The sequence below is a fragment of the Kitasatospora sp. NPDC001261 genome, assembly GCF_042896795.1.
Classification (GTDB): domain Bacteria; phylum Actinomycetota; class Actinomycetes; order Streptomycetales; family Streptomycetaceae; genus Kitasatospora.
On the sequence record NZ_JBIAXP010000001.1, the window covers coordinates 608,790 to 628,882 of the forward strand.

A 20,093-nucleotide genomic window follows, 5' to 3' on the forward strand; every position below is an offset into this window, starting at 1 on the left:
CTGACGAATCGTCGGCGGGGCCGTGCTGAGCGGCCGGGAAACCGTCGGGGGCGGGTAACGGAAGCCAGTGGTCCGGTCAGTCGACGGGGCGTCCGATTTGGCTGAAGATCAGCTGCCAGGCTTGACAGCCGCGGCTGCCTCCGGCATGTGCCCCGGCGACGGGGGCCGGGCGGGTGCCAGCGGGCGTCAGTCGCGCCAGAGCAGCAGCACGGCGCGGTCGTCGTTGATGTCCCGGGCGACCGTCTCGATCAGCGCGCCCGCGGCGCCCGCGCCCGTGCCGGGTCCGCCGCCGGGCACCAGCCGGTCCGCCTCCCCCATCAGCCGGTCCATGCCCTCCCCGAGGTCCCGGCCCGGCGCCTCGACCATGCCGTCGGTGCACAGCATCAGCACGTCGCCCCGGTTCAGCCGGCCGCGCACGCCCTCGAACTTGGCGCCGTCGTAGATCCCCAGCAGCGGGCCCTCGGCCTGCTTGACCTCCCAGCGCCCCTCCCCCGCCAGCCGCTGCATGCCCGGCAGGTGCCCGGCCGAGAGCAGCTCGTACTCACCGGTGTCCAGGTCCAGCACCAGGTGGACGGCGGTGGCGAAGCCCTCCTCCCAGGACTGGCGCAGCAGGTAGCCGTTGGCGGCGGGCAGGAAGTCGTGCGCGGGCAGCGAGCCGACCAGGCCGCCGAAGGCGCCGGAGAGCAGCAGGGCGCGGGAGCCGGCGTCCATGCCCTTGCCGGAGACGTCCGCGAGGACCACCTCCAGCAGCCGCTGGCCGGGGCCGGTGCGCGCGGCGACCACGAAGTCGCCCGAGAAGGACTGGCCGCCGGCCGGGCGCAGCGCCATGTCCGCGTGCCAGCCGTCCGGCAGCTCGGGCACCCGGCTCTGCACCCGCAGCCGCTCGCGCAGGTCGAACAGCATGGTGGAGCCGCCCCACCACGGCACGCCGACCCGGGCCCGGAACTGGGCGAGCAGCAGGCCGCCCACGCCGGCGGCGCCGACCACCAGGGCCGCGCCCGGGGTCACCCCGTAGAGGTACGCCTCGGGGTTGTTGCTGGCGACCCGCTGGCCGGTGTGGATCACGGACTCGGAGGAGAGGCCGAGGGCGGCCAGCGCGTAGAGCACCACCAGGCTGCCGGGGCGCAGCAGCAGGGCGCCGGCCAGGATCGGCAGGACCAGGGAGGTGGGCGGGGCCCAGCCGGGGATCCAGATGTTGAGCATGATCAGCAGCGGGACGAGCAGGGCGAGCGCGCAGAGCACCGGCCAGTCGGCGGCGCCGCCGCGGAAGTAGTCCACCCCGGCCGTGCGCAGCCTTCGGCGGACCCGGCGGAGCCTCTTGCGCAACCGGGCCGTCACGGACTCGGACGCCGGGGCGGCGCCGGGCCTCGTCGCAGTCGTCTGGGGCGGTGTGCCCGGCGCTCTGCCAGCCATGGGGTCCGACCCTATCCACGGGCACCGCCCGGCGTCGACGGGACGGGGGCGGGCGGTGGCGCCGGAGTGCGGGGCGTCCACCGGGTTTCGGCCGATCGGAACGGTTGCGGGCGTGCCGTCAGGAGGCCTGCGCGGGTTGGGCGTACGAACCGTGCGGGCGGCGCGTGCGCCCCGCGCGCGGAGGTTCCGGCACGCGGGGGCCTGTGGCCGATCCCACAGGCGGCGCGGGGCCGTTCCGGGCGCGTCACGCGCTTCCGGGGGCCCGGAGACGGCGGCGGCCGGTCGCACGGGAGCGTGCGGCCGGCCGCCGGAGAGGGTGGGTGGCGGGATCAGCCCTGCGGGTGGTGGGCCGGGATCGGCGGGAGCTCGCCGGTGGTCTCGTACTCGCTCAGCATCTCGATCCGGCGGGTGTGCCGGGCCTCGCCGCTGTAGGGGGTCTTGAGGAAGACCTCGACGAAGCCGGTGGCCTCCTCGACCGTGTGCATGCGGCCGCCGATGGAGATCACGTTGGCGTTGTTGTGCTGACGGCCGAGCTCGGCGGTCTGCGCGCTCCAGGCCAGCGCGGCCCGGACGCCCTTGACCTTGTTGGCGGCGATCGCCTCGCCGTTGCCCGAGCCGCCGATGACGATGCCCAGGGCGTCCTCGTCGGCGGCGGTGCGCTCGGCGGCGCGCAGGCAGAACGGCGGGTAGTCGTCCTCGGCGTCGTAGATGTGCGGCCCGCAGTCGACCGGCTCGTGGCCGGCCCCCTTGAGCCACTCCACGAGGTGGTTCTTCAGTTCGTATCCGGCATGGTCTGAGCCCAGGTACACGCGCATGCCATGAGTGTGGCATGCGCGTGCGCCCGGGCCCGACAACGGGGGCGCCGGCGGGGAGCGGTCGGCGCGGCGGGGGTGGTCAGCGCCGGCCGAGCAGCTTCCAGGCCAGCGGCAGGGCGCCGGCGGCGAGGGCGGCCTTGAGGGCGTCGCCGACCAGGTACGGGTAGAGGCCGAGCTCGGCGGCGCGGGCGAGCGGGACGTGCAGCGACAGGGCGAGGTACGGGACGCCGACCGCGTAGATGGCGAGGCTGCCGAGGACCATGGTGACGGCGGTGTTGACCGGGGTGCGGTCGGCGCCCCGGCGGGCCAGCGCGCCGGTCAGGGCGGCGGCGACGACGAAGCCGAGCACGTAGCCGAAGGTCGGGAACGCCCAGCCGGTGGCGCCGCCGGTGAACCAGGGCAGGCCCGCCATGCCGGCCAGCAGGTACAGCACCAGCGAGGCGGCGCCGCGGCGGGTGCCGAGCGCGGTGCCGACCAGCAGGGCGGCGAAGGTCTGGCCGGTGACCGGGACCGGCGAGCCGGGGACGTTGACCGACAGCTGGGCGGCCACGCCGGTCAGCGCGGCGCCGCCGGCCACCAGGGCCAGGTCGCGGGCCTGGGCGCCGAGGCGGGTGGAGGCGGCGGGCAGCAGGTCGGCGAGGACGGCGCGGCGCGGTATCGGGGTGGTGGCAGTGGCCATCGGGGCTCCTCCGTGAGAGTCCAGGTGAGTGAACACCTGTGAACCTACGCGGTGATCCACTGGGCGAACGGCACGGTTTCGGACAAACCCCCGCCCTCGGGCGTTGTCGGAACCGACTCGGGACAACCCCTGGTCACAACATGATCACTTTGGGTTTCGGCATGGTCCGCATACTGGGCCCGAACCGATCATCTTTGGCATGGACAGCGGCGGCGCCGGATATTGGACAGCTCATGTCGCATACCGCACAGTCTGGAACCACCCCTATGGCCCCCACTTCCGCCCCTCCGGCGCCCGGGACCCCCGACGGCACCCGACCGGCCGCGGCCCCGGCGCCGGGTGGCCAGCAGCTCACCCACGGCCTGAAGCAGCGCCACCTGTCCATGATCGCCCTCGGCGGCGTGATCGGCGCCGGCCTCTTCGTCGGCTCCGGCGCCGGCATCGCGGCCGCCGGCCCGGCGATCATCCTGGCGTTCGTGCTCTCCGGCCTCCTGGTCATGCTGATCATGCGGATGCTCGGTGAGATGTCCGCCGCCCGCCCCGCCTCCGGCTCGTTCTCGGTGCACGCCGAGAAGGAGATCGGCCCCTGGGCCGGGATCACGGCCGGCTGGATGTACTGGGTGATGCTCTGCTGCGGCGTCGCCGCCGAGGCCACCGCCGCCGGGAAGATCGTCAACGGCTGGATACCCGGCGTCTCCGCCTGGGTCTGGGTCGCCCTGTTCATGGCCTTCTTCTGCGCCAGCAACCTCACCGCGGTGAAGAACTTCGGCGAGTTCGAGTTCTGGTTCGCCGCCATCAAGATCACCGCGATCATCGCCTTCCTGGTCCTCGGCGGGCTCGGCATCGCCGGGGTGATCGGCCCCGGCGCCCCCGGCGCGCACAACCTCACCGGCGAGGGCGGCTTCCTGCCCAACGGCGTCAGCGGGCTGATCGTCGGCCTGCTCGCCTCGGTCTTCGCGTACGGCGGTCTGGAGACCGTGACCATCGCCGCCGCCGAGTCCGACGACCCCAAGAAGAACGTCGCCAACGCCGTGCGCACCGCGGTGTGGCGGATCGCGATCTTCTACATCGGCTCGATGGCCCTGGTGGTCACCCTGGTCTCCTGGAAGGACCCGAAGGTCGTCGCGGACGGCCCGTACGTCACCGTGCTGAGCCACCTCGGGGTGCCCGCCGCCGGACTGATCATGCAGGTGGTGGTGCTGGTCGCGCTGCTGTCCGCGATGAACGCCAACATCTACGGCGCCTCCCGGATGGCGTACTCGCTGGTCGGCCGCGGCCAGGGCCCCAAGGCGCTGGCCAAGGTCGGCGGCGGGGTGCCGCGCAGAGCCGTCCTGGCCTCCTGTCTGTTCGGCTTCGGCGCCGTGCTGGCCGCCAAGTTCTGGCCGGACACCGTGTTCACCTGGCTGATGAACACCACCGGCGTGGCGATCCTGGTGGTCTGGCTGTTCATCTGCGTGGTCCAGCTGCGGATGCGCCGCCGGCTGGAGCGCGAGGCCCCCGAGCTGCTCACCGTGAAGATGTGGGGCTACCCGTACCTGACCTGGATCGCGATGGCCGCCGTGGCCGGCATCCTCGCCCTGATGACCACCACCGAGGGCAACCGCCAGCAGCTGTACGCGGCCGGCGTGCTGGTCGCGGCGCTCACCGTCGCCGGGCTGCTCAAGCAGCGCCGGGACGCCGCCGCGCTCCGCTGACCTCCCCGCGCACGCGGCAGGGCCCGGTACCGAGCGGTACCGGGCCCTGCCGCGTGTCCGGCGCCGTTACTCGAAGGACGGGCCGGCCGTACGGGTGCGCTTGATCTCGTAGAAGCCCGGGGTGGAGGCCACCAGCAGGGTGCCGTCCCACAGCCGGGCCGCGGCCTCGCCCTTCGGGGCGGGGGTGACCACCGGGCCGAAGAAGGCCACCCGCTCGCCGTCCGCGCCCTCGACCGCGATCACCGGGGTGCCGACGTCCTCGCCGACCAGGGTGATGCCCTCCTGGTGCGAGGCGCGCAGGGCCTCGTCGTACGCGTCCGTGTCGGCCGCGGCGGCCAGCTCGGCGGGCAGGCCCGCGGCCACCAGGGCGGCCTCGACGGTCTCCCGGTTCTGCGGCAGGCCCTGGTTGTGGAAGCGCACGCCCAGCTCCGTGTAGAGCCGTCCGAGCACCTCCGGCCCGTGCTGCTCGGCGGCGGCGACGCAGACCCGCACCGCGCCCCAGGCGTTGTCCAGCAGCTCCCGGTAGTTCTCCGGGAGGTCCCGGTGCTCGTTGAGCACCGACAGGCTCATCACGTGCCAGCGCACGTCGACCGGACGCACCTGCTGGACCTCGATCAGCCAGCGGGAGGTCATCCACGCCCACGGACAGGCCGGGTCGAACCAGAAGTCGGCGGTCTTGCGCTCAGCGGCAGTCGTCACTGCGGGTGCCCTTCGTGAGGTGGTCCGGGACACGGAGGAGTTCCGCCCCGGGAACGCCAACACCCGCCCCGCACCGCTGATTCCGGTGCGAACGCGGCGGCCTGTGCAATGGTACTGACGCCGCGGGGCGTGAAAGGATGACCCCGCGTGCGCGGGGCACACCCCGCGCCGAGACCGCACCACCCACAGGCGCACCACCGTGCGAGCCGGACAAAGGAGTACCGCCGTGCCGGGCAAGAACCTCAGCCGCGACGAGGCGCAGCAGCGGGCCAGCATCCTGGCCGTGGACGGCTACCAGGTCCGGCTGGACGTGACCTCGGCCCCGGACCGGGAGGCCGGCACCTTCCGCTCCACCACCACCGTCACCTTCCGCTGCTCCCAGCCCGGTGCGGACACCTTCCTCGACCTGCTCGCCCCCGCCGTCCGCTCGGTCACCCTCAACGGCCGCGCCCTCGACCCGGCCACCGCCTACGACGGCGCCCGGGTCCACGTCGACGGCCTCGCCGCCGAGAACGTGCTGACCGTCGAGGCGGACTGCGCCTACAGCCGCACCGGCGAGGGCCTGCACCGCTTCGTCGACCCGGTGGACGGCGAGACCTACCTCTACACCCACTACGAGCCGGCCGACGCCCGCCGGGTGTTCGCGAACTTCGAGCAGCCCGACCTGAAGGCCCCGTTCACCTTCACCGTGACCGCCCCGGCCGCCTGGGACGTGCGCTCCAACGCCCCGCACGAGGACGTCACCGAGCAGGACGGCGCCCGCACCTGGGAGTTCGCGCCGACCAGGCCGATCTCCACCTACCTCACCGCCGTCGTCGCCGGCCCGTACCACGTCGCCCGCGACCACTACCGCCGCGAACTGGCCGACGGCACCGCGCTGGAGATCCCGCTCTCCGCGATGTGCCGCAAGTCGCTGGCCCCGTACTTCGACGCGGACGAGATCCTCGGCGTCACCAAGCTCGGACTCGACTTCTTCCACGAGCAGTTCGACTACCCGTACCCCTTCGGCAAGTACGACCAGGCCTTCGTCCCCGAGTACAACATCGGCGCGATGGAGAACCCCGGCTGCGTCACCTTCCGCGAGGAGTACGTCTTCCGCTCGAAGGTCACCGACGCCGCGTACGAGGCCCGGGCCAACGTCATCCTGCACGAGATGGCGCACATGTGGTTCGGCGACCTGGTCACCATGCGCTGGTGGGACGACCTGTGGCTGAAGGAGTCCTTCGCCGACTTCATGGGCTCCTACGGCCTGATCGGCGCCCGCACCCGCTACTCCTCGGCCTGGGTCACCTTCGCCAACCAGCGCAAGGCCTGGGCCTACCGGCAGGACCAGTTCCCCACCACCCACCCGATCACCGCGGACATCCGGGACCTGGAGGACGCCAAGCTCAACTTCGACGGCATCACCTACGCCAAGGGCGCCTCCGTCCTCAAGCAGCTGGTGGCGTACGTCGGTTCGGAGGCGTTCTTCGAGGGCGCCCGCCGCTACTTCAAGCGCCACGCCTTCGGCAACACCGAGCTGGGCGACCTGCTGGAGGTGCTGGAGGAGACCAGCGGCCGCGACCTCAAGGCCTGGGCCGCCGCCTGGCTGCAGACCTCCGGGGTCAACGCGCTCACCCCGCAGGTCACCACCGACGCCGAGGGCCGGATCACCGAGCTGGCCGTGCTCCAGGACGGCGACGTGCTGCGCCCGCACCGGATCGCGGTCGGCCTGTACGACCGGGACGCGGACGGCGCCCTGGTCCGCACCGGGCGGATCGAGCTGGACGTCACCGGCGCCCGGACCGTCGTCACCGAGGCCGCCGGCCTGCCCCGCCCGGCGCTGGTGCTGCTCAACGACGACGACCTGACCTACTGCAAGATCCGCTTCGACGAGGAGTCGCTGGAGACCCTGCGGGCCGGCCTCGGCGAGATCCGCGACGAGCTGGCCCGGGCGCTGACCTGGTCCGCGGTCTGGAACCTCACCCGGGACGGCCTGATGCCGGCCCGCGACTACGTCGCCCTGGTGCTGCGCTTCGCCGGCCAGGAGGGCAACATCGGCGTGCTCCAGTCCCTGCACGCCCAGGCCAAGACCGCCGTCGACCTGTACGCCGACCCGGCCTGGCGCGGCGAGGGCGGCCGGCTGCTCGCCGACGGCGCCCTGCGCGAGCTGCGCGAGGCCGTCCCCGGCAGCGACCACCAGCTGGCCTGGGCCCGCTTCCTCGCCCAGACCGCGGGCGGCGCCGAACACCTCGGCCTGGTCCGCGGCCTGCTGTCCGGCAGCGCCCGGATCGACGGCCTGGAGGTCGACCAGGACCTGCGCTGGTCGCTGTGGCTGGCGCTGGCCGCGGCCGGCCAGGCCGCCGACGAGGAGCTCGACGCCGAGCTGGCCGCCGACAACACCGCGAGCGGCAAGCGGCACCACACCCAGTGCCTGGCCGCCCGGCCCACCGCGGAGGCCAAGGCCGCCGCCTGGTCGGCCGTCATCGACTCGGACGAGCTGCCGAGCGCCCTGGTCGAGGCCAACACCGGGGGCTTCTCGATCCCCTCCCAGCGCGACCTGACGGCCCTCTACGCGGCGCCGTACTTCAAGCTGCTGGAGCGGGTCTGGGCCGACCGGACCATCGAGATCGCGATCCGGATCGTCGGCGGCTTCTTCCCGCTCGCCCAGGCCTCCGAGCAGACCCTGGCCGAGGCCGACGGCTGGCTGGCCGGGCACCCGCAGGCCGCGCCGGCGCTGCGCCGCCTGGTGCTGGAGCGCCGGGACGACCTGGCCCGCGCGCTGCGGGCGCAGGCCTGCGACCGGATCTGACGGGCCGCCGTACGCCGCACCGACCGCGCCGCGACAGCCGTACGCGGTAAAGGCCGTGGGCCCCGGCCCGCTCCTGGAAACCAGGGGCGGGCCGGGGCCCACGGCCGTTCTCCGGCGCGGCCGGTGCGCTCAGCCGGCGCTCACGGAGACCGGAACGCTGGGGTGCACCTCGCGCTCGACCCGCGGCAGGATGTCCGGGATGTAGACCTTCTGGATCGCGTCGCCGCCGTCGTGCGCCTCCCAGGCCTCCCGGGTCGCCCAGCGCTCCACCAGGACGAAGCGGCCCGGGTCGTCCTGCGAGTGGTACGCCTCCCAGCTGACGCAGCCGTCCTCGGCGAGGCACAGCGGCCGCATCCGGGCCAGGGCGTCGGCGACCGCCGGGACGCCGTCCGGCTCGGTGACCCTGACGATGACGATGAGGTCGAACATCACTGCTCCTTGGCGGTGGTGGGATCGGTGTCGGCGGCGGCGGCCCGGCCGAGCGCGGGCAGCCACTCGGCGATGGGGGTGAACCGGTAGCCGAGCGAGGCGGCCCGGTCGGCCGACATCGCGAAGTCGGCCGGGCAGGAGAACGGGGACAGGTCGGGGTCGCCCGCCGGGTCCTCCTTCTCGATGACCTGGGCCGTCAGCCCGGTCGCCCCCTCCACCGAGGCAACGACATCGTAGACGTCGGCGGTGTCCGGGGAGGCCACGTTGACCGCTCCGGTCACCTCGTTCACGGCCGCCCAGGCGAGGAAGCCGGCCGCGTCCTCGGCCCGCACCAGCGAGGTCCGGCCCGGCCCGGCGTGGGCCACGATCGGCCGCCCGTCCCGGATCCGGTCGACGTGGAAGCGGTAGCGGCCGGTGAAGTCGCCCTCCTCGGCCAGCACGTGGGCCACCCGGGCCAGCAGCACCGGTACCCGGGCGCGGTCGGTCACCGCGGCCTCGGCCTGGCGCTTGCCCTCGCCGTAGTTGGCCTCCAGGTAGTCGTCGTCCTGCCAGGGCAGGGTGAGGTCGTACGGGTAGCCGGCCGGGTCGAGCTCCTCCTCGCGGGCGAGCGCGCCGAACTCCGGTGCGGCGACCGGCCCGCGGAAGGTGTCCCGGTTGTAGACCTCGATGGTGCTGGTCAGCACCAGCTTCCCGGCCCGGTCCCCGAAGGCCTCGCAGGCCTCCACGGCGGCGTTGGGGGTGTAGCACATCTGGTGCACCACGGCGTCGAACCGCTCCCCGGCGACCGCCTCGGCCAGCTCGCCGGGACGGTTGACGTCCGCGCGCAGCCGTCGGACGGAGTCCCCGAACGGGTCCGGGGTCCGGCCGCGGGTGACGAGGGTGACGCGGTGGCCGGCCGCCAGCAGCCGGCGCACCAGCAGCTTGCCGAAGTAGCGGGTCCCGCCGATGACGCAAATGTCTGCCATCTGCTCTTTCCTGTCTCTTTCTCTCTCGTTCCGTCCGCGGCCCCGCGACGCGCGACCGCTCGGGTTCTGTCAGGCGGACGCGGCGCCCACGGCGTCCGAGCTGCCCGCCTCCGCCTCCTGGGCCGCCGCGGCCTCGGTGCCCTCCGCCCGGCCCACCAGGCAGACCACCGCGCAGCCGGCGGCCACCACCGCGTCGACGTACCAGTTCGCGCCGGGCACCCCGGCGGAGCGCGACAGGTCGAACAGCACACCGGCGAGCACCGAGCCGGCCATGTTCCCGGCGCTGCGGAAGAAGTGCATCGCCCCCATCGCCTTGGCGAGTTGGCGCTCGGGGACCTTGCGGGCGATCCACATGTCGAAGGACGGCACGAAGAGGATCTCGCCCAGCACCACCGTCAGCGCCCCGACCACCACCCAGGCCGCGCCGCGCCCCGCGCCGAGGGCGGTGAACGCCACCGTCATGCCGGTGAGGCCGATCGCCATCACCACGGCCGGGCTGAACCGGCCGATCAGGAACTTGAACACCGGGTACTGGAGCACCAGGATGCTCAGCCCGGTGATCCAGAACGGCGAGGACGGCGCCCACTGCGGCACGTACCGCTCCATGTGCAGCGGGATGCCGACGATGAAGCCGATCGACAGGAACCAGAACACCGCCGACAGCAGGAAGTAGCGGGTGGCGCCCCGGATGTCGATGCCCTTGAACACCGCGGTGGAGAACAGCGGCTTGCGGGCCGCCGCCCCGGCCCCGGGCTCCACCGGCGCCGGGGGCTGGAAGCCGTCCCGGGGGATGAAGGACGAGGCCGCCAGGCAGAACGCGAGGAAGATCGCGAACACCACCGAGAACAGGGTGCGCAGTTCGACGTCGGCGAGCACGGCGCCCAGCATGGCGCCTCCGAACACGCCCACCTGACCGGCCATCTGGAAGGTCGAGAAGGCCTTGGGGCGCTCGTCGTCGGGGTAGGAGGCGAGGACGTTCTTCAGGCCGGGGAAGGAGGTGCCGGAGCCGAAGCCGATGAAGAAGGCGAGCACGGCGTAGACCAGCACCCCGGTGCCGAAGCCCATCAGGCCCAGCGCCACCGCCTCCAGGGCGGTACCGAGGAAGACCGCACCGCGGATGCCGATGCGCAGCGCCACGCCCTCGTAGAAGAAGGTGGCGAGCAGCCGCCCGACGTACGTCATGGCCATCACGACGCCGGCCCAGAAGCCGCTGTCCACCCCGCCGAGCGAGGCCACCAGCACGGGGAACCAGATGTAGCTGCCGGTGTTGGCGAGCAGGATGCCGGCGTTGACGCCGATCAGCGCCCGCTTGCGGTCGACGGTCACAGGGCCGCCCCCTCCTTCGTGTCGTGCGTCGTCGTGCCGGCCGCCGCGGCGGCGCGGAGCCCGGCGATGGCCCGGGCGACCGCCTGGCGGTCGATCGGTGTCCCCCGCACGACGGTGGCGGTGGGCAGCGCGGAGAGCGGCCGGCCCGGCGCGTGCAGGTTGTAGGTGGCCGGCGCCCCGACGCTGATCGGGTGGGCGGCGCCGGACTCGCCGCGCAGCTCGTCGAAGTAGCGCCGGCCGCCGACGGTGGCCTGGTGGCGCAGCGCGTCGGCGAGCGAGGGGTCGTCCCCGCGCAGCAGGTCGAGCTCGCCGAGCAGGGAGTAGCCGTGGTAGGCACCGGTGTTGCCCGAGTCGGTGCCGACCAGCAGGTTGCCCTCGCGCAGCGCGGCCAGCGCGTTGCGGCGCATGTCGCCCAGCGCGCCGGTGCGGGTCTCCTGGAGGCCGTAGGTGATCCCGTACGGCTGCTCCAGGCCGCGGACGGCGTCCAGGTTGCGGACGTCCTGGGTCTCGGCGAAGCCCTCGCGGCCGTACGCGGCGAGGAAGTCGTCGGCCGTCATGACCATCGGGCGGAGCCCGGAGAGGGTGGAGACGAACCGGGCACCGGCCAGGTCCTTCCACTCGGCGTCGCCGAGGGTGCGGTCGCGGACGGTGTGGGCGAAGAGCCGGAAGCCGCAGTCGTAGGCCCAGCGGGTCTCCTCCAGCGTGTTGCAGTCGATCACCGCGGTGATGCCGCGCTCGGCGGCGATCCGCGCGGTGAACCGCAGCACCCGCTCCGACAGCCGGGAGAAGCGCACCTTGGAGCCCGGCTGCTCGGTGCCGTCGGTGAACATGACCTTGAGGAAGGTCGCGCCGCGCTCGGCGTTGTTGCGCAGCGCCTGGTCGAGGTCGGCCTCGACCGCGAGCATGTACACCGGGGTCGGGAACTCCACGCCGTGGCCGGAGAGGCCCGCCGCGTTGGTCATCGCCGTCACCGCGTAGCCGCAGTGGACCAGTTCGGGGTACGGCAGGTCCGAAGCGGCCCGGCCGGCCTCCCAGGCGTCGGCCACCATCGGGTAGCCGAACATGTCCACCACGTGGGTGACGCCGTGGTAGAGGTACTGGAGGGCGATGATCCGCGGGTCCTCGGCGGTGTCGTCGAAGTTGGCGGGCAGGGCGATGTGGGCGTGGGTCTCGGTGTAGCCGGGCCACAGCTCCGGCTCGTCGCCGCGACGGGTGCCCGAGGGCTCGATCCGGGTGAAGACCCCGTCCTCGACGGTCACGTCGAACAGCGCCTCGGCGTCCAGGGCGGGGACGGCCACGCCCGACAGTACGGCGGGCCGCCGCTGCTCGGGGGTGGCCGCGCTCACCGGGCCACCTCGACCGACAGGCGCAGGTCGATGCGGTCCAGGCCGTCCTGGCAGCGCTTGGCGGCCTCGTCCCGGTCGCCGCCGGTGAAGATGATGTGGCCGATCCAGTCGAAGTTGCTGCGGGACAGCCGGTTCACGGCCGTGCCGGGCTTCTTGTAGCCGAGGGCGCTGTGGAAGCCGGGCAGGTCGGTGAGGGCGTCGAAGCCGATCGCCTCGACCGTCCCGGCGACCGGGGAGCCGAACCAGTGGCCGCTGGCCGTGGTCTCGCGGGGGAAGGCCAGCTCGGGCCGCTCGCCGAGGGCCTGGCGGATGACCTCCAGGTACGGGTCCACGCCGGAGGTGATCTCCATCAGGGTCGGCACGATCCCGCCGGCCAGGCGGCCGTTGACCTCGCACAGCACCGGGCCGTCCGGGCCGAGCAGCCACTCGGTGTGGATGAAGCCGAAGTCCACGCCGAGCCCGTTCAGCACGGCGGTGGTGGCGGCGAACAGCTCCTCCTGGAGCGGGTGGCCGCTGAAGTAGGTCAGGCCCATCTCGATGAAGTACGGGAACCCGCTGAGCGAGCGGTCGGTCAGGCCGAGGTTGACCACCTCTCCCCCGGCGAGCACGCAGGACTCGACGGAGATCAGCTCGCCGGTGACGAACTCCTCGATGACGATCTCCGGGATGCGCACGACGCCGCGCCCGTAGTCGGCGACCTGGGCCAGCTCGGCGAGGTACTCGCGCAGGTCCGCCTCGTCCTTGAGGTGCAGGACGTGGAGGCTGGCGGTGCCGTCGGAGGGCTTGGCCACGCAGGGGAAGCCGACCTCGCGGACGGCGGCCTCCACCTCGGCCGGGTCGGTGGCCACCGCGAAGCGCGGCTGGCGGATGCCGGTGCCGGCCAGGGTGGTGCGGGTCAGGTGCTTGTGCCGGGCGTTGCGGGCGCCGTCGACGCTCATGCCGGGCAGGCCGAGCGCCTCGGCGACGGCGGCGGTGTGCACGGTGTGGTACTCGCTGTACGTGGTGACGCCGTGGATCGGCTTGGCCTCGTGCAGCCGCCGCGCCAGGTCGGTCAGCTCGTCGAGGGAGAAGGCCTGCTCGCTCTTGACGACCTGGCAGTTCGGGTGGGCGTAGGCGGCCTCGGTCAGCGGCGAGACGCTGAGGTAGAAGTCGGGGTCGACCGAGACCAGGGTGACGTCGTGGCCCAGTTCCAGGGCGTTCGCGATACCGGCGATCCCGTTCGGGTTGCACTCGATCATGAGGATGTGCATGGCTGTGCTCCTTGTCGGACTGTGGCGGATCAGGGGATGACGGGGGGCGGGGGCGCGGCGGACGCGGGCCCCGGCGGCTCAGCGGACGCAGGCTCCGGCGGCGGCCGGCAGCCGGCCGGCGCCGCCGGCCCGGGCCACCGCGGCGAGCACGGCGGGCAGCGTGAGCCCGACCGCGGCCATGACCTCCTCGTGGTCGCCGCCGGTGGAGGGCCAGGTCAGGTCCGCGCTCGCCGCGGTGACCTCGCACCCGGGCATCAGCAGCGCGAGGGCCTCGGCCGCCCCGCCCTGGGCGCGGTGCTCCTCGACCACGACGAACCGCCGGTGGTGGCGGGAGAGTTCGGCCGCGGCGCGGGCCAGGTTCGGGTGGTCCAGGTAGACCAGGTGGGCGTGGCCGGTGCCGGGGCGGGCCTCCCGCGCGGCCAGCGCCAGGCGGGTGCCCTCCTCGCCGACCGACACCAGGCAGACCTCGCCCGGCTCGGCCCGGGACTCCCAGGTGACCAGCGGCGCCCGCTCGCCCTCCCGGTCGAGCGAGCGGTACTGGGCGTTGCGCCCGGTGCGGATGTAGTGCGGCCGGCCGGAGCGCACGGCCTCGCGGACCACCGCGCGCATCTCCGCCTCCCCGTAGGGGGCGGCGATGACCACGCCCGGGATGCTGCGCAGGACGGCGAGGTCCTCCAGGCAGTGGTGGGTGGTGCCGAACCAGGCGCCGGAGACGCCCGCGTACGGCGCCACCACGGTGACCCCGGCGTTCAGGTAGCCCAGCGTCAGCTTGAGGCTCTCCGCCGCGCGCAGCGCCGCGAAGGGCGCGAAGGTGCTGACGAAGGGCTTGTACCCGCCCGCGGCGAGGCCCGCCGCCATGTCGACCATGGCGCCCTCGGCGATGCCGAGGTTGAAGAAGCGGTCGGGGTGGGCGGCCTGGAACGGGTGGCCCTTGCCGCCGAGGTCCGCCTCCAGGCAGAGGATGGTGTCGTCCTCGGCGGCGAGCCCGGTCAGCTCGTCGCGGTAGGCGTCACGGCCCGAGAGGGTCATCGGATCGCTCGCTTCCACTTGGCGGCGCGCGTGGCGTCGATGGTCACGTAGTGGGAGCCGGCCTTGCCCTCCACGGCGGGCACGCCCTTCCCCTTGACGGTGTTCGCGATGACGGCCAGCGGCCTGCGGGCCCCGGCCCGGTCCCCGGCGAGCAGCCCGGTGAGCGCCGCCAGGTCGTGCCCGTCGGTCTCGGCGACCTCGAACCCGAAGGCGGCGAACCGCTCGGCGAGCCGGGGCAGCGGCGAGATGTCGGCCACCATGCCGTCGTTCTGGCCGCCGTTGCGGTCGACCACCAGCACGAAGTTGCCCAGCTCCTGGGCCACGGCGACCTGGCAGGTCTCCCAGACCAGGCCCTCCTGGAGCTCGCCGTCGCCGGCGACGGCGATGCCGAGTCCGCTCCGGCCGCCGATCCTGCGGGCCATCGCCCAGCCGGCGGCGTACGGGACGCCGTGGCCGAGGCTCCCGGTGGGGAAGCGCACGCCCGGGACCTTGGGGCCCGGGTGGCCGGTGAACGGCTCGCCCGCCAGGCCGTAGCGCGGTGTCGGGTCCTCCGGGAGGACGCCGCTGACGTGCAGGGCCGCGTAGAGCCCGGCGGCGGCGTGGCCCTTGCTGAGCACGACCTCCGTGCCGTCCCCGGCCGAGGCCCGGTGCAGCGCGGCGATCAGGATGTCCAGGACGGACAGGCTGCCGCCGAGGTGGCAGCCGCGCGGCCCGGCGGCCATGTCGACCACCAGCCGGCGGGCCCGTACGGCCCGGTCGGCCAGGGTGGCCAGCAGGTCGTCCCCGGTCTGCGGCGGGGCGAGCAGGGTGCTCATCGACGGCTCCCCTCGGGCAGGGCGAACCACCGGTTGACGGCGTCCGCGAGCAGCGAGCGGGCGGTGCGGTACTCCATGGCGCCGATCCGCTCCTCGTCGGTGTGGTCCAGCGAGGAGTCGCCGGGGCCGTACGCGACCATCGGCACGTCCCGCCAGGTGGTGGCCAGGGTGTTCATGTCCGAGGTGCCCTTCTTCACGACGAAGCGGGGCCGGATGCCGGTGTCCGCGAAGGCCCGGCTGAAGACCTTGACCAGGGAGCTGGAGCGGCCTCCGACGTACCCGGGGGTGGCCCGCAGCACCTCGATCTCCACCCCGGGCCGGACCTGGTCGAGCGCGGCCGAGCGCAGCGCGTCGAGGTCGGCCGTGGGCGGCACCCGGAAGTTGAGGATCCCGGTGGCGTGGTGGTGCTCGCGCCCGGTCCGGCTGCTGATCTCGATGACCGCGCTCAGCGCGTCGGTCGCGTGGGCCAGCACGGCCGTCCGGATGCCGCCGAGCGCCTCGATCAGCAGGTCGGGGGCGGATACCGCGTCCTGTCCGGCCGAGTGGCCGCTGGACACCGAGGCGGTCACCTTGAGCTTGAAGAGCCCGAAGTAGCCGAGCGTCAGCTTCTCCGAGCCGCTGGGCTCGCCGATGACGACCGCGTCGGCCGGGTAGTGGTCGCGGACGTGGAACGCGCCCTTGGAGGAGGAGATCTCCTCCTCGACCGCGCCGACCACGCACAGCTGGCCGTCCTCCGGGATGTCCGCGTGCGCGAGCACCTCCAGGAAGTTGGCGAGGCAGCCCTTGGCGTCCACGCTGCCGCGGCCCCACAGTTCGCCCTCGCGCCACTCGGCCGGCCAGCGGTGCGGCACGGTGTCGAGGTGGCCGAGGAGGAGCAGCCGGCGGGGCCCGATGCCGCGGCTGGCGACGAGGTTGCCCGCCTCGTCGACGACGGCGTCCATGCCGCGCTCGCGGCACCACTCGGCCAGCAGGGTGGCGAGTTCGGCCTCGTCGCCGGAGACCGAGGGCACCGAGACCACCCGGGTCAGCAGACTCAGGTCGGCGGAGGGCTCGCGCACCCGCCAGAACCTGGTCCAGTTGGCCGGCTCGGACATGGTGTGCGGCCCGGTGATGGCCACGTCGGCGCTGCCCTCCAGGGCGATCTCGGCCGCGCGGACCTTCTGCCGCATGCGCCCCGCGGCGTACCGCGCTCCGTCGCCCGGGTAGGCGTCGGCCAGCGTGGAGCGCGGGTCGTCCTTGTCCGTCAGCAGTCCGGCGGTGCCGGTGACCAGCCGCAGGTGGTCGGCGTCCAGCGCGTTGGCGAGGATCGCCGCGAGCACGTCGGCGTCCACGTTGAGCGGGGCGCCGCCGTCCGGGTCGGCGACCGGCGCGGACAGGCAGACCAGGTCGTACGTGTCGAGCAGGGCGTTCAGCCGGGCGGTGTCCACCTGGGCGGGCACGCCGGCCCGGTGGTCGCGGACCACGATCGGCCGGCCCTCGGCGGACAGCGCCTTGAGCGGCCGGTTGGCCCGGCCGGTCACCAGGGCGCCGCGCGCCGCGACGGCGGTGAAGACGCCGAGCCCGAGGGCCCGGGCCTCCCGCTCCACAGCGGGCAGGGTGACCCGCTCGTAGGCGTCGACCAGGTGGGTCATCTCCTCGGGCGGGCAGTAGCGCACCTCGTCGCCGTTGGCGAGCCGCAGCTGCGGCATCGGGCGGGCGATCGCGCGGTAGTGGGCCTCGATGCCGGTGGCACCGCCGGCGACCAGGAGCACCCGGGCGCCCCGGGCCACCAGGTCGGCCAGCTCCTTGTGGATCGTGCCGTGGTCGAGCGTGGCGCTGCCGACTTTGATCACGTACAGCGGACGGCTCACGGCGACACCGCCGTGGTGGGCAGTCCGGTCGTCTCGTCCAGGCCGGAGATCAGGTTCATCGCCTGGATCGCCTGGCCGGCCGCGCCCTTGATCAGGTTGTCCAGGGCCGCCACCGCGACGCACTGGTCGCCGCGCACCGCGACCGCCACCTCGGCGACGTTCGAGCCGACGACCGCCTTGAGCATCGGGAAGTCCTGCGCCGCCTTGGGGGCCGGCCGGACCCGGACGAAGGGCTTGCCGAGGTACGCCTTGGCGTAGGCCCGCTTGACGTCCAACGCCGTGACGCCGTCCCGCAGTTCGGTGTACGCGGTGACCATGATGCCGCGCGACACGTCCAGGCTGTGGGTGGAGAACCGCAGGTCCACGGCGGCGCCGGTGAGGTCGGCGATCGCCTGCTGGACCTCCGGGGCGTGCCGGTGCCCGTGCAGCTTGTGCACCCGGATGTTGCCGCTGCGCTCGGCGTGCGGCTCGCCGCCGCCGCGACCGCTCCCGGTGGAGCCGGTCTTGGCGTCGACCACGACCCGGTCGGTCGCGAGCGAGGCGGCGAACATCGGGTAGAGCGCGTAGATGGTGGTGACGGCCATGCAGCCGGGCAGGCTGATGAACCGCTCCTGCGGGACCTCGGGGCTCAACTCCGGTATGTAGTAGGCGAAATCCTCGCTCGGCGGGTTCGCGGCCGTCCTCGGGTAGTGGGTCCGGACGTCGTCGCCGTCGCGGAGCCGGAAGTCGCCGCCCAGGTTGAGCACCCGCTTGGCGTTGTCGGCGATCAGCGGCAGCTGCTCCGGCAGGGTGCCGGTCGGCAGGCAGCCGAAGGCGACGTCGACGGGGCCGGCCTCGGCGAGCTGCGCCAGCGGCCGGAGCGTCAGCGAGCCGGCCCTGGGGTGGTTGCGCAGCCACGGGTGGACGCTGCCGACCGTGGCACCGGCGTTGCGCTCCGCGGAGAGGAACGCGAGCTCCACCCCGGGGTGTTCGAGCAGCAGCCGGATGACCTCGCCACCGGTGTAGCCGCTCGCGCCGATGACGGCGACGCGGATCTTCTGGTCAGCCAAGGCGGGCCGCCTTCTCCCACGGACGGCGGTAGTCGCCGCTCTCGACGAGCTTGCGGATGGCGTCCGGGCGCCGGGCGACCTTCCGGAAGGCGTCCGCGTAGCGCAGGATCCGCTCGTACTCGACCGGGGAGCGCAGCTCGCGGCAGAGCACCAGGGTGCTGTCGAGCATGCCCAGGGTGACCGGGAAGTCCTCCGGCCGGTGGTCGCGCACGGCGTCCGGGTTGAGCGAGAACGGGTAGCCGTTGCCGAAGCCGTCGCGGTGCCGGAACGGCAGGTGGCACGGGATCGGGGTGTTCTGCCACTCGCGGGCCGGCACGCCCTCGGCGACCAGCAGCTCGTGCACCGCCTCCTTGACGGCGTGCACCGGCAGGTCCTCCAGGCCGACGGCCTCCGGGTGCAGGGTGGTCCGGTACATGTTGTACGCGTGCACGTGCCCGTCCGGGACGTGCGGCGGCGTGAACAGGCCGGTCCCCGCCAGGGCCTCGCCGAGCAGGGCGGCGTTGCGGGCCCGGATCTCGTCGTAGTACGGCAGCCGGGCCAGCTGGCTGGTGCCGAAGGCGGCGGCCACCCAGGACATCCCGTAGTCGATGGCGTGGCGCTCCAGGTAGGCGACCGCCCGGCCGTACGCCTCCTCGGTGGCGTAGAAGGCGATGCCGCCCTCGCCGCCGAGCGGGAAGTTCTTGTCGGCCATCAGGCTCTGGCCGGCGGCGTCGCCGAAGGAGCCGGCCACCCGGTCGCCGATCTTCGCGGAGTGGGCGTGCGAGGCGTCCTCGACGAGGGCGATGCCGTGCTGGTCGGCCAGGGCGCGCAGGGCCGGCACGTCGGCGGGCAGGCCGTGGACGTGCACCGGCATGAGCGCCCTGGTCCGGGGGGTGATCGCGGCGGCCGCGGCCCGCGGGTCCATGCAGTAGGTGTCCGGGTCGATGTCGACGAACACCGGGATCGCGTGGGCGGCGACCACGGCCTGCGCGGTGGCGATGAAGGTGAACGCCGGGACGATCACCTCGTCACCGGGCTGCACGCCGGCGCCGACCAGGGCCATGTGCAGGCTGGAGGTGCCGCTGGCGGTGGGCAGGGCGTACTCGGCGCCGACGTAGGCGCGGTACGCCTCGGCGAAGTCGGCCACGACCTTGTCGGGCGACTGCCGCTGGGCGAGCATCAGGTTGAAGACGTCTTCCTTGGTGATGATCGGGAAGAGCGTGCGGCGCTGGGCCTTGGGGATCATCGCGCCGCCGCCGAGGGCGGCGAGCTCGTCGGCGAGGTCGGCTTCGGTGGGCAGGGGCAGGGGCGAGTTCGGGAAGTCGGTGATCATCAGCGTGCTCCGGAGCTTGCGGCGGCGGGGCGAGCCGCGTGGGTCAGGGCCATCCGTACGCAACCGGCCACCAGGGGGCTCAGCCGGTAGTTGAACTGCACCCCCGGCACCAGGTCCTCGTCGGCCTCCTGCTGGGTCCACATGGTGCGCAGGTCGTAGGCGCCGAAGATCTTCAGCCGCTCGGCCCGGGCCCAGAGCCGCTCGTCGTCGGTGAGCACGGCGGCGGCCGGGCCGAAGCCGAGCCCGCTCAGGTCCACCACCAGCGCGGGGGCGGTGGCTTCGGCGGTCAGCTCGTCCAGCCGGCCGGCGTTCTCGGGGGTCAGCGAGACCAGGTCGAAGGCGGCCGGGGCCTGCCCCTCGACGGTGACGCCGAGCCAGGCCAGGAAGGCCGTGGTGGCCTCGTCCGGCCCGGCCAGGGCGACGGTGTCGCCGTGGCCGATGCCCTGGCCGGCCAGGGCCGCGTGCAGGGCCCCGGTTCGGCTGTTCAGCAGGACGGCCTTGGCGCGGCCGGTCCGCTTGGTCAGCAGCCGCTCCAGGGCGGGCAGTTCACGGTCGCTCTTCTCGATGCTCATGACCACGCCCGAGGTGAGCACGCGGGCGAGCACCGTCGCGGTGTCGAACAGTTCCATGG

17 protein-coding genes are annotated in these 20,093 nt (G+C 73.6%); 2 read left to right on the forward strand and 15 right to left on the reverse strand.

Annotated features, from left to right (window positions below; translation table 11 throughout):
* Positions 1-186: 186 nt before the first annotated feature.
* From ACFY4B_RS02720 to ACFY4B_RS02730, 3 genes are all read right to left on the reverse strand, one after another.
* Complete coding sequence (locus tag ACFY4B_RS02720; RefSeq protein ID WP_079271718.1) at positions 187-1,413, reverse strand: PP2C family protein-serine/threonine phosphatase; 1,227 nt, start codon at positions 1,411-1,413, stop codon at positions 187-189.
* 329 nt (positions 1,414-1,742) lie between these two features.
* The gene (locus ACFY4B_RS02725) at positions 1,743-2,228 is read right to left on the reverse strand and encodes a ribose-5-phosphate isomerase (protein ID WP_049648958.1); all 486 of its coding nucleotides are present in this window, start codon (positions 2,226-2,228) and stop codon (positions 1,743-1,745) included.
* Positions 2,229-2,307: 79 nt separating this feature from the next.
* On the reverse strand, positions 2,308-2,907 hold the full coding sequence (locus ACFY4B_RS02730) for a biotin transporter BioY (RefSeq protein WP_074000683.1): 600 nt from the start codon (positions 2,905-2,907) through the stop codon (positions 2,308-2,310).
* Between the two features lie 266 nt (positions 2,908-3,173).
* On the opposite strand from ACFY4B_RS02730, the gene ACFY4B_RS02735 reads away from it, so the two are divergent.
* Positions 3,174-4,601 (forward strand): amino acid permease, encoded by a 1,428-nt coding sequence (locus ACFY4B_RS02735; RefSeq protein WP_117487765.1) that lies wholly within the window; start codon positions 3,174-3,176, stop codon positions 4,599-4,601.
* A gap of 66 nt (positions 4,602-4,667) precedes the next feature.
* Here the strand turns inward: ACFY4B_RS02735 and ACFY4B_RS02740 are convergent, their stop codons facing one another.
* On the reverse strand, positions 4,668-5,300 hold the full coding sequence (locus ACFY4B_RS02740) for a DsbA family protein (protein ID WP_074000681.1): 633 nt from the start codon (positions 5,298-5,300) through the stop codon (positions 4,668-4,670).
* A gap of 226 nt (positions 5,301-5,526) precedes the next feature.
* Between ACFY4B_RS02740 and pepN the strand changes: the two genes are divergently transcribed.
* On the forward strand, positions 5,527-8,091 hold the full coding sequence (gene pepN, locus ACFY4B_RS02745; protein WP_387966283.1) for an aminopeptidase N: 2,565 nt from the start codon (positions 5,527-5,529) through the stop codon (positions 8,089-8,091).
* 129 nt (positions 8,092-8,220) lie between these two features.
* On the opposite strand, the gene ACFY4B_RS02750 is transcribed toward pepN, so the two are convergent.
* The 11 genes from ACFY4B_RS02750 to ACFY4B_RS02800 form a co-directional block, all read right to left on the reverse strand.
* A complete protein-coding gene (locus tag ACFY4B_RS02750) occupies positions 8,221-8,520 on the reverse strand; it encodes a putative quinol monooxygenase (protein ID WP_049648963.1) in 300 nt (99 codons plus the stop codon).
* The gene (locus ACFY4B_RS02755; protein ID WP_049648964.1) at positions 8,520-9,485 is read right to left on the reverse strand and encodes an NAD-dependent epimerase/dehydratase family protein; all 966 of its coding nucleotides are present in this window, start codon (positions 9,483-9,485) and stop codon (positions 8,520-8,522) included. The genes ACFY4B_RS02750 and ACFY4B_RS02755 overlap by 1 nt, the downstream gene beginning before the upstream one ends.
* A 69-nt stretch (positions 9,486-9,554) precedes the next feature.
* Entirely contained in the window at positions 9,555-10,811 is a 1,257-nt protein-coding gene (locus tag ACFY4B_RS02760; RefSeq protein WP_380782125.1) for an MFS transporter, read from the reverse strand.
* A complete protein-coding gene (locus ACFY4B_RS02765) occupies positions 10,808-12,157 on the reverse strand; it encodes a hydrolase (protein ID WP_117487769.1) in 1,350 nt (449 codons plus the stop codon). Before ACFY4B_RS02765 ends, ACFY4B_RS02760 begins: the two co-directional genes overlap by 4 nt.
* Complete coding sequence (locus ACFY4B_RS02770) at positions 12,154-13,407, reverse strand: ATP-grasp domain-containing protein (RefSeq protein WP_049648966.1); 1,254 nt, start codon at positions 13,405-13,407, stop codon at positions 12,154-12,156. Before ACFY4B_RS02770 ends, ACFY4B_RS02765 begins: the two co-directional genes overlap by 4 nt.
* Before the next feature lie 78 nt (positions 13,408-13,485).
* On the reverse strand, positions 13,486-14,436 hold the full coding sequence (locus tag ACFY4B_RS02775; protein ID WP_117487770.1) for a transketolase family protein: 951 nt from the start codon (positions 14,434-14,436) through the stop codon (positions 13,486-13,488).
* Positions 14,433-15,251: a transketolase gene (locus ACFY4B_RS02780; protein WP_049648968.1), complete on the reverse strand. Its 819-nt coding sequence runs from the start codon at positions 15,249-15,251 to the stop codon at positions 14,433-14,435. The genes ACFY4B_RS02775 and ACFY4B_RS02780 overlap by 4 nt, the downstream gene beginning before the upstream one ends.
* Positions 15,248-17,101 carry a M20/M25/M40 family metallo-hydrolase gene (locus tag ACFY4B_RS02785; protein ID WP_387966284.1) on the reverse strand — a complete coding sequence of 618 codons (1,854 nt, stop codon included), beginning with the start codon at positions 17,099-17,101 and terminating at the stop codon, positions 15,248-15,250. Before ACFY4B_RS02785 ends, ACFY4B_RS02780 begins: the two co-directional genes overlap by 4 nt.
* Complete coding sequence (gene argC, locus ACFY4B_RS02790) at positions 17,098-18,150, reverse strand: N-acetyl-gamma-glutamyl-phosphate reductase (protein WP_074000676.1); 1,053 nt, start codon at positions 18,148-18,150, stop codon at positions 17,098-17,100. The genes ACFY4B_RS02785 and argC overlap by 4 nt, the downstream gene beginning before the upstream one ends.
* Positions 18,143-19,462, reverse strand: coding sequence for a DegT/DnrJ/EryC1/StrS family aminotransferase (locus tag ACFY4B_RS02795; protein ID WP_387966285.1), 1,320 nt, complete (start codon positions 19,460-19,462; stop codon positions 18,143-18,145). Before ACFY4B_RS02795 ends, argC begins: the two co-directional genes overlap by 8 nt.
* The gene (locus tag ACFY4B_RS02800; protein WP_049648972.1) at positions 19,462-20,091 is read right to left on the reverse strand and encodes a DegT/DnrJ/EryC1/StrS family aminotransferase; all 630 of its coding nucleotides are present in this window, start codon (positions 20,089-20,091) and stop codon (positions 19,462-19,464) included. Before ACFY4B_RS02800 ends, ACFY4B_RS02795 begins: the two co-directional genes overlap by 1 nt.
* Positions 20,092-20,093 lie beyond the last annotated feature (2 nt).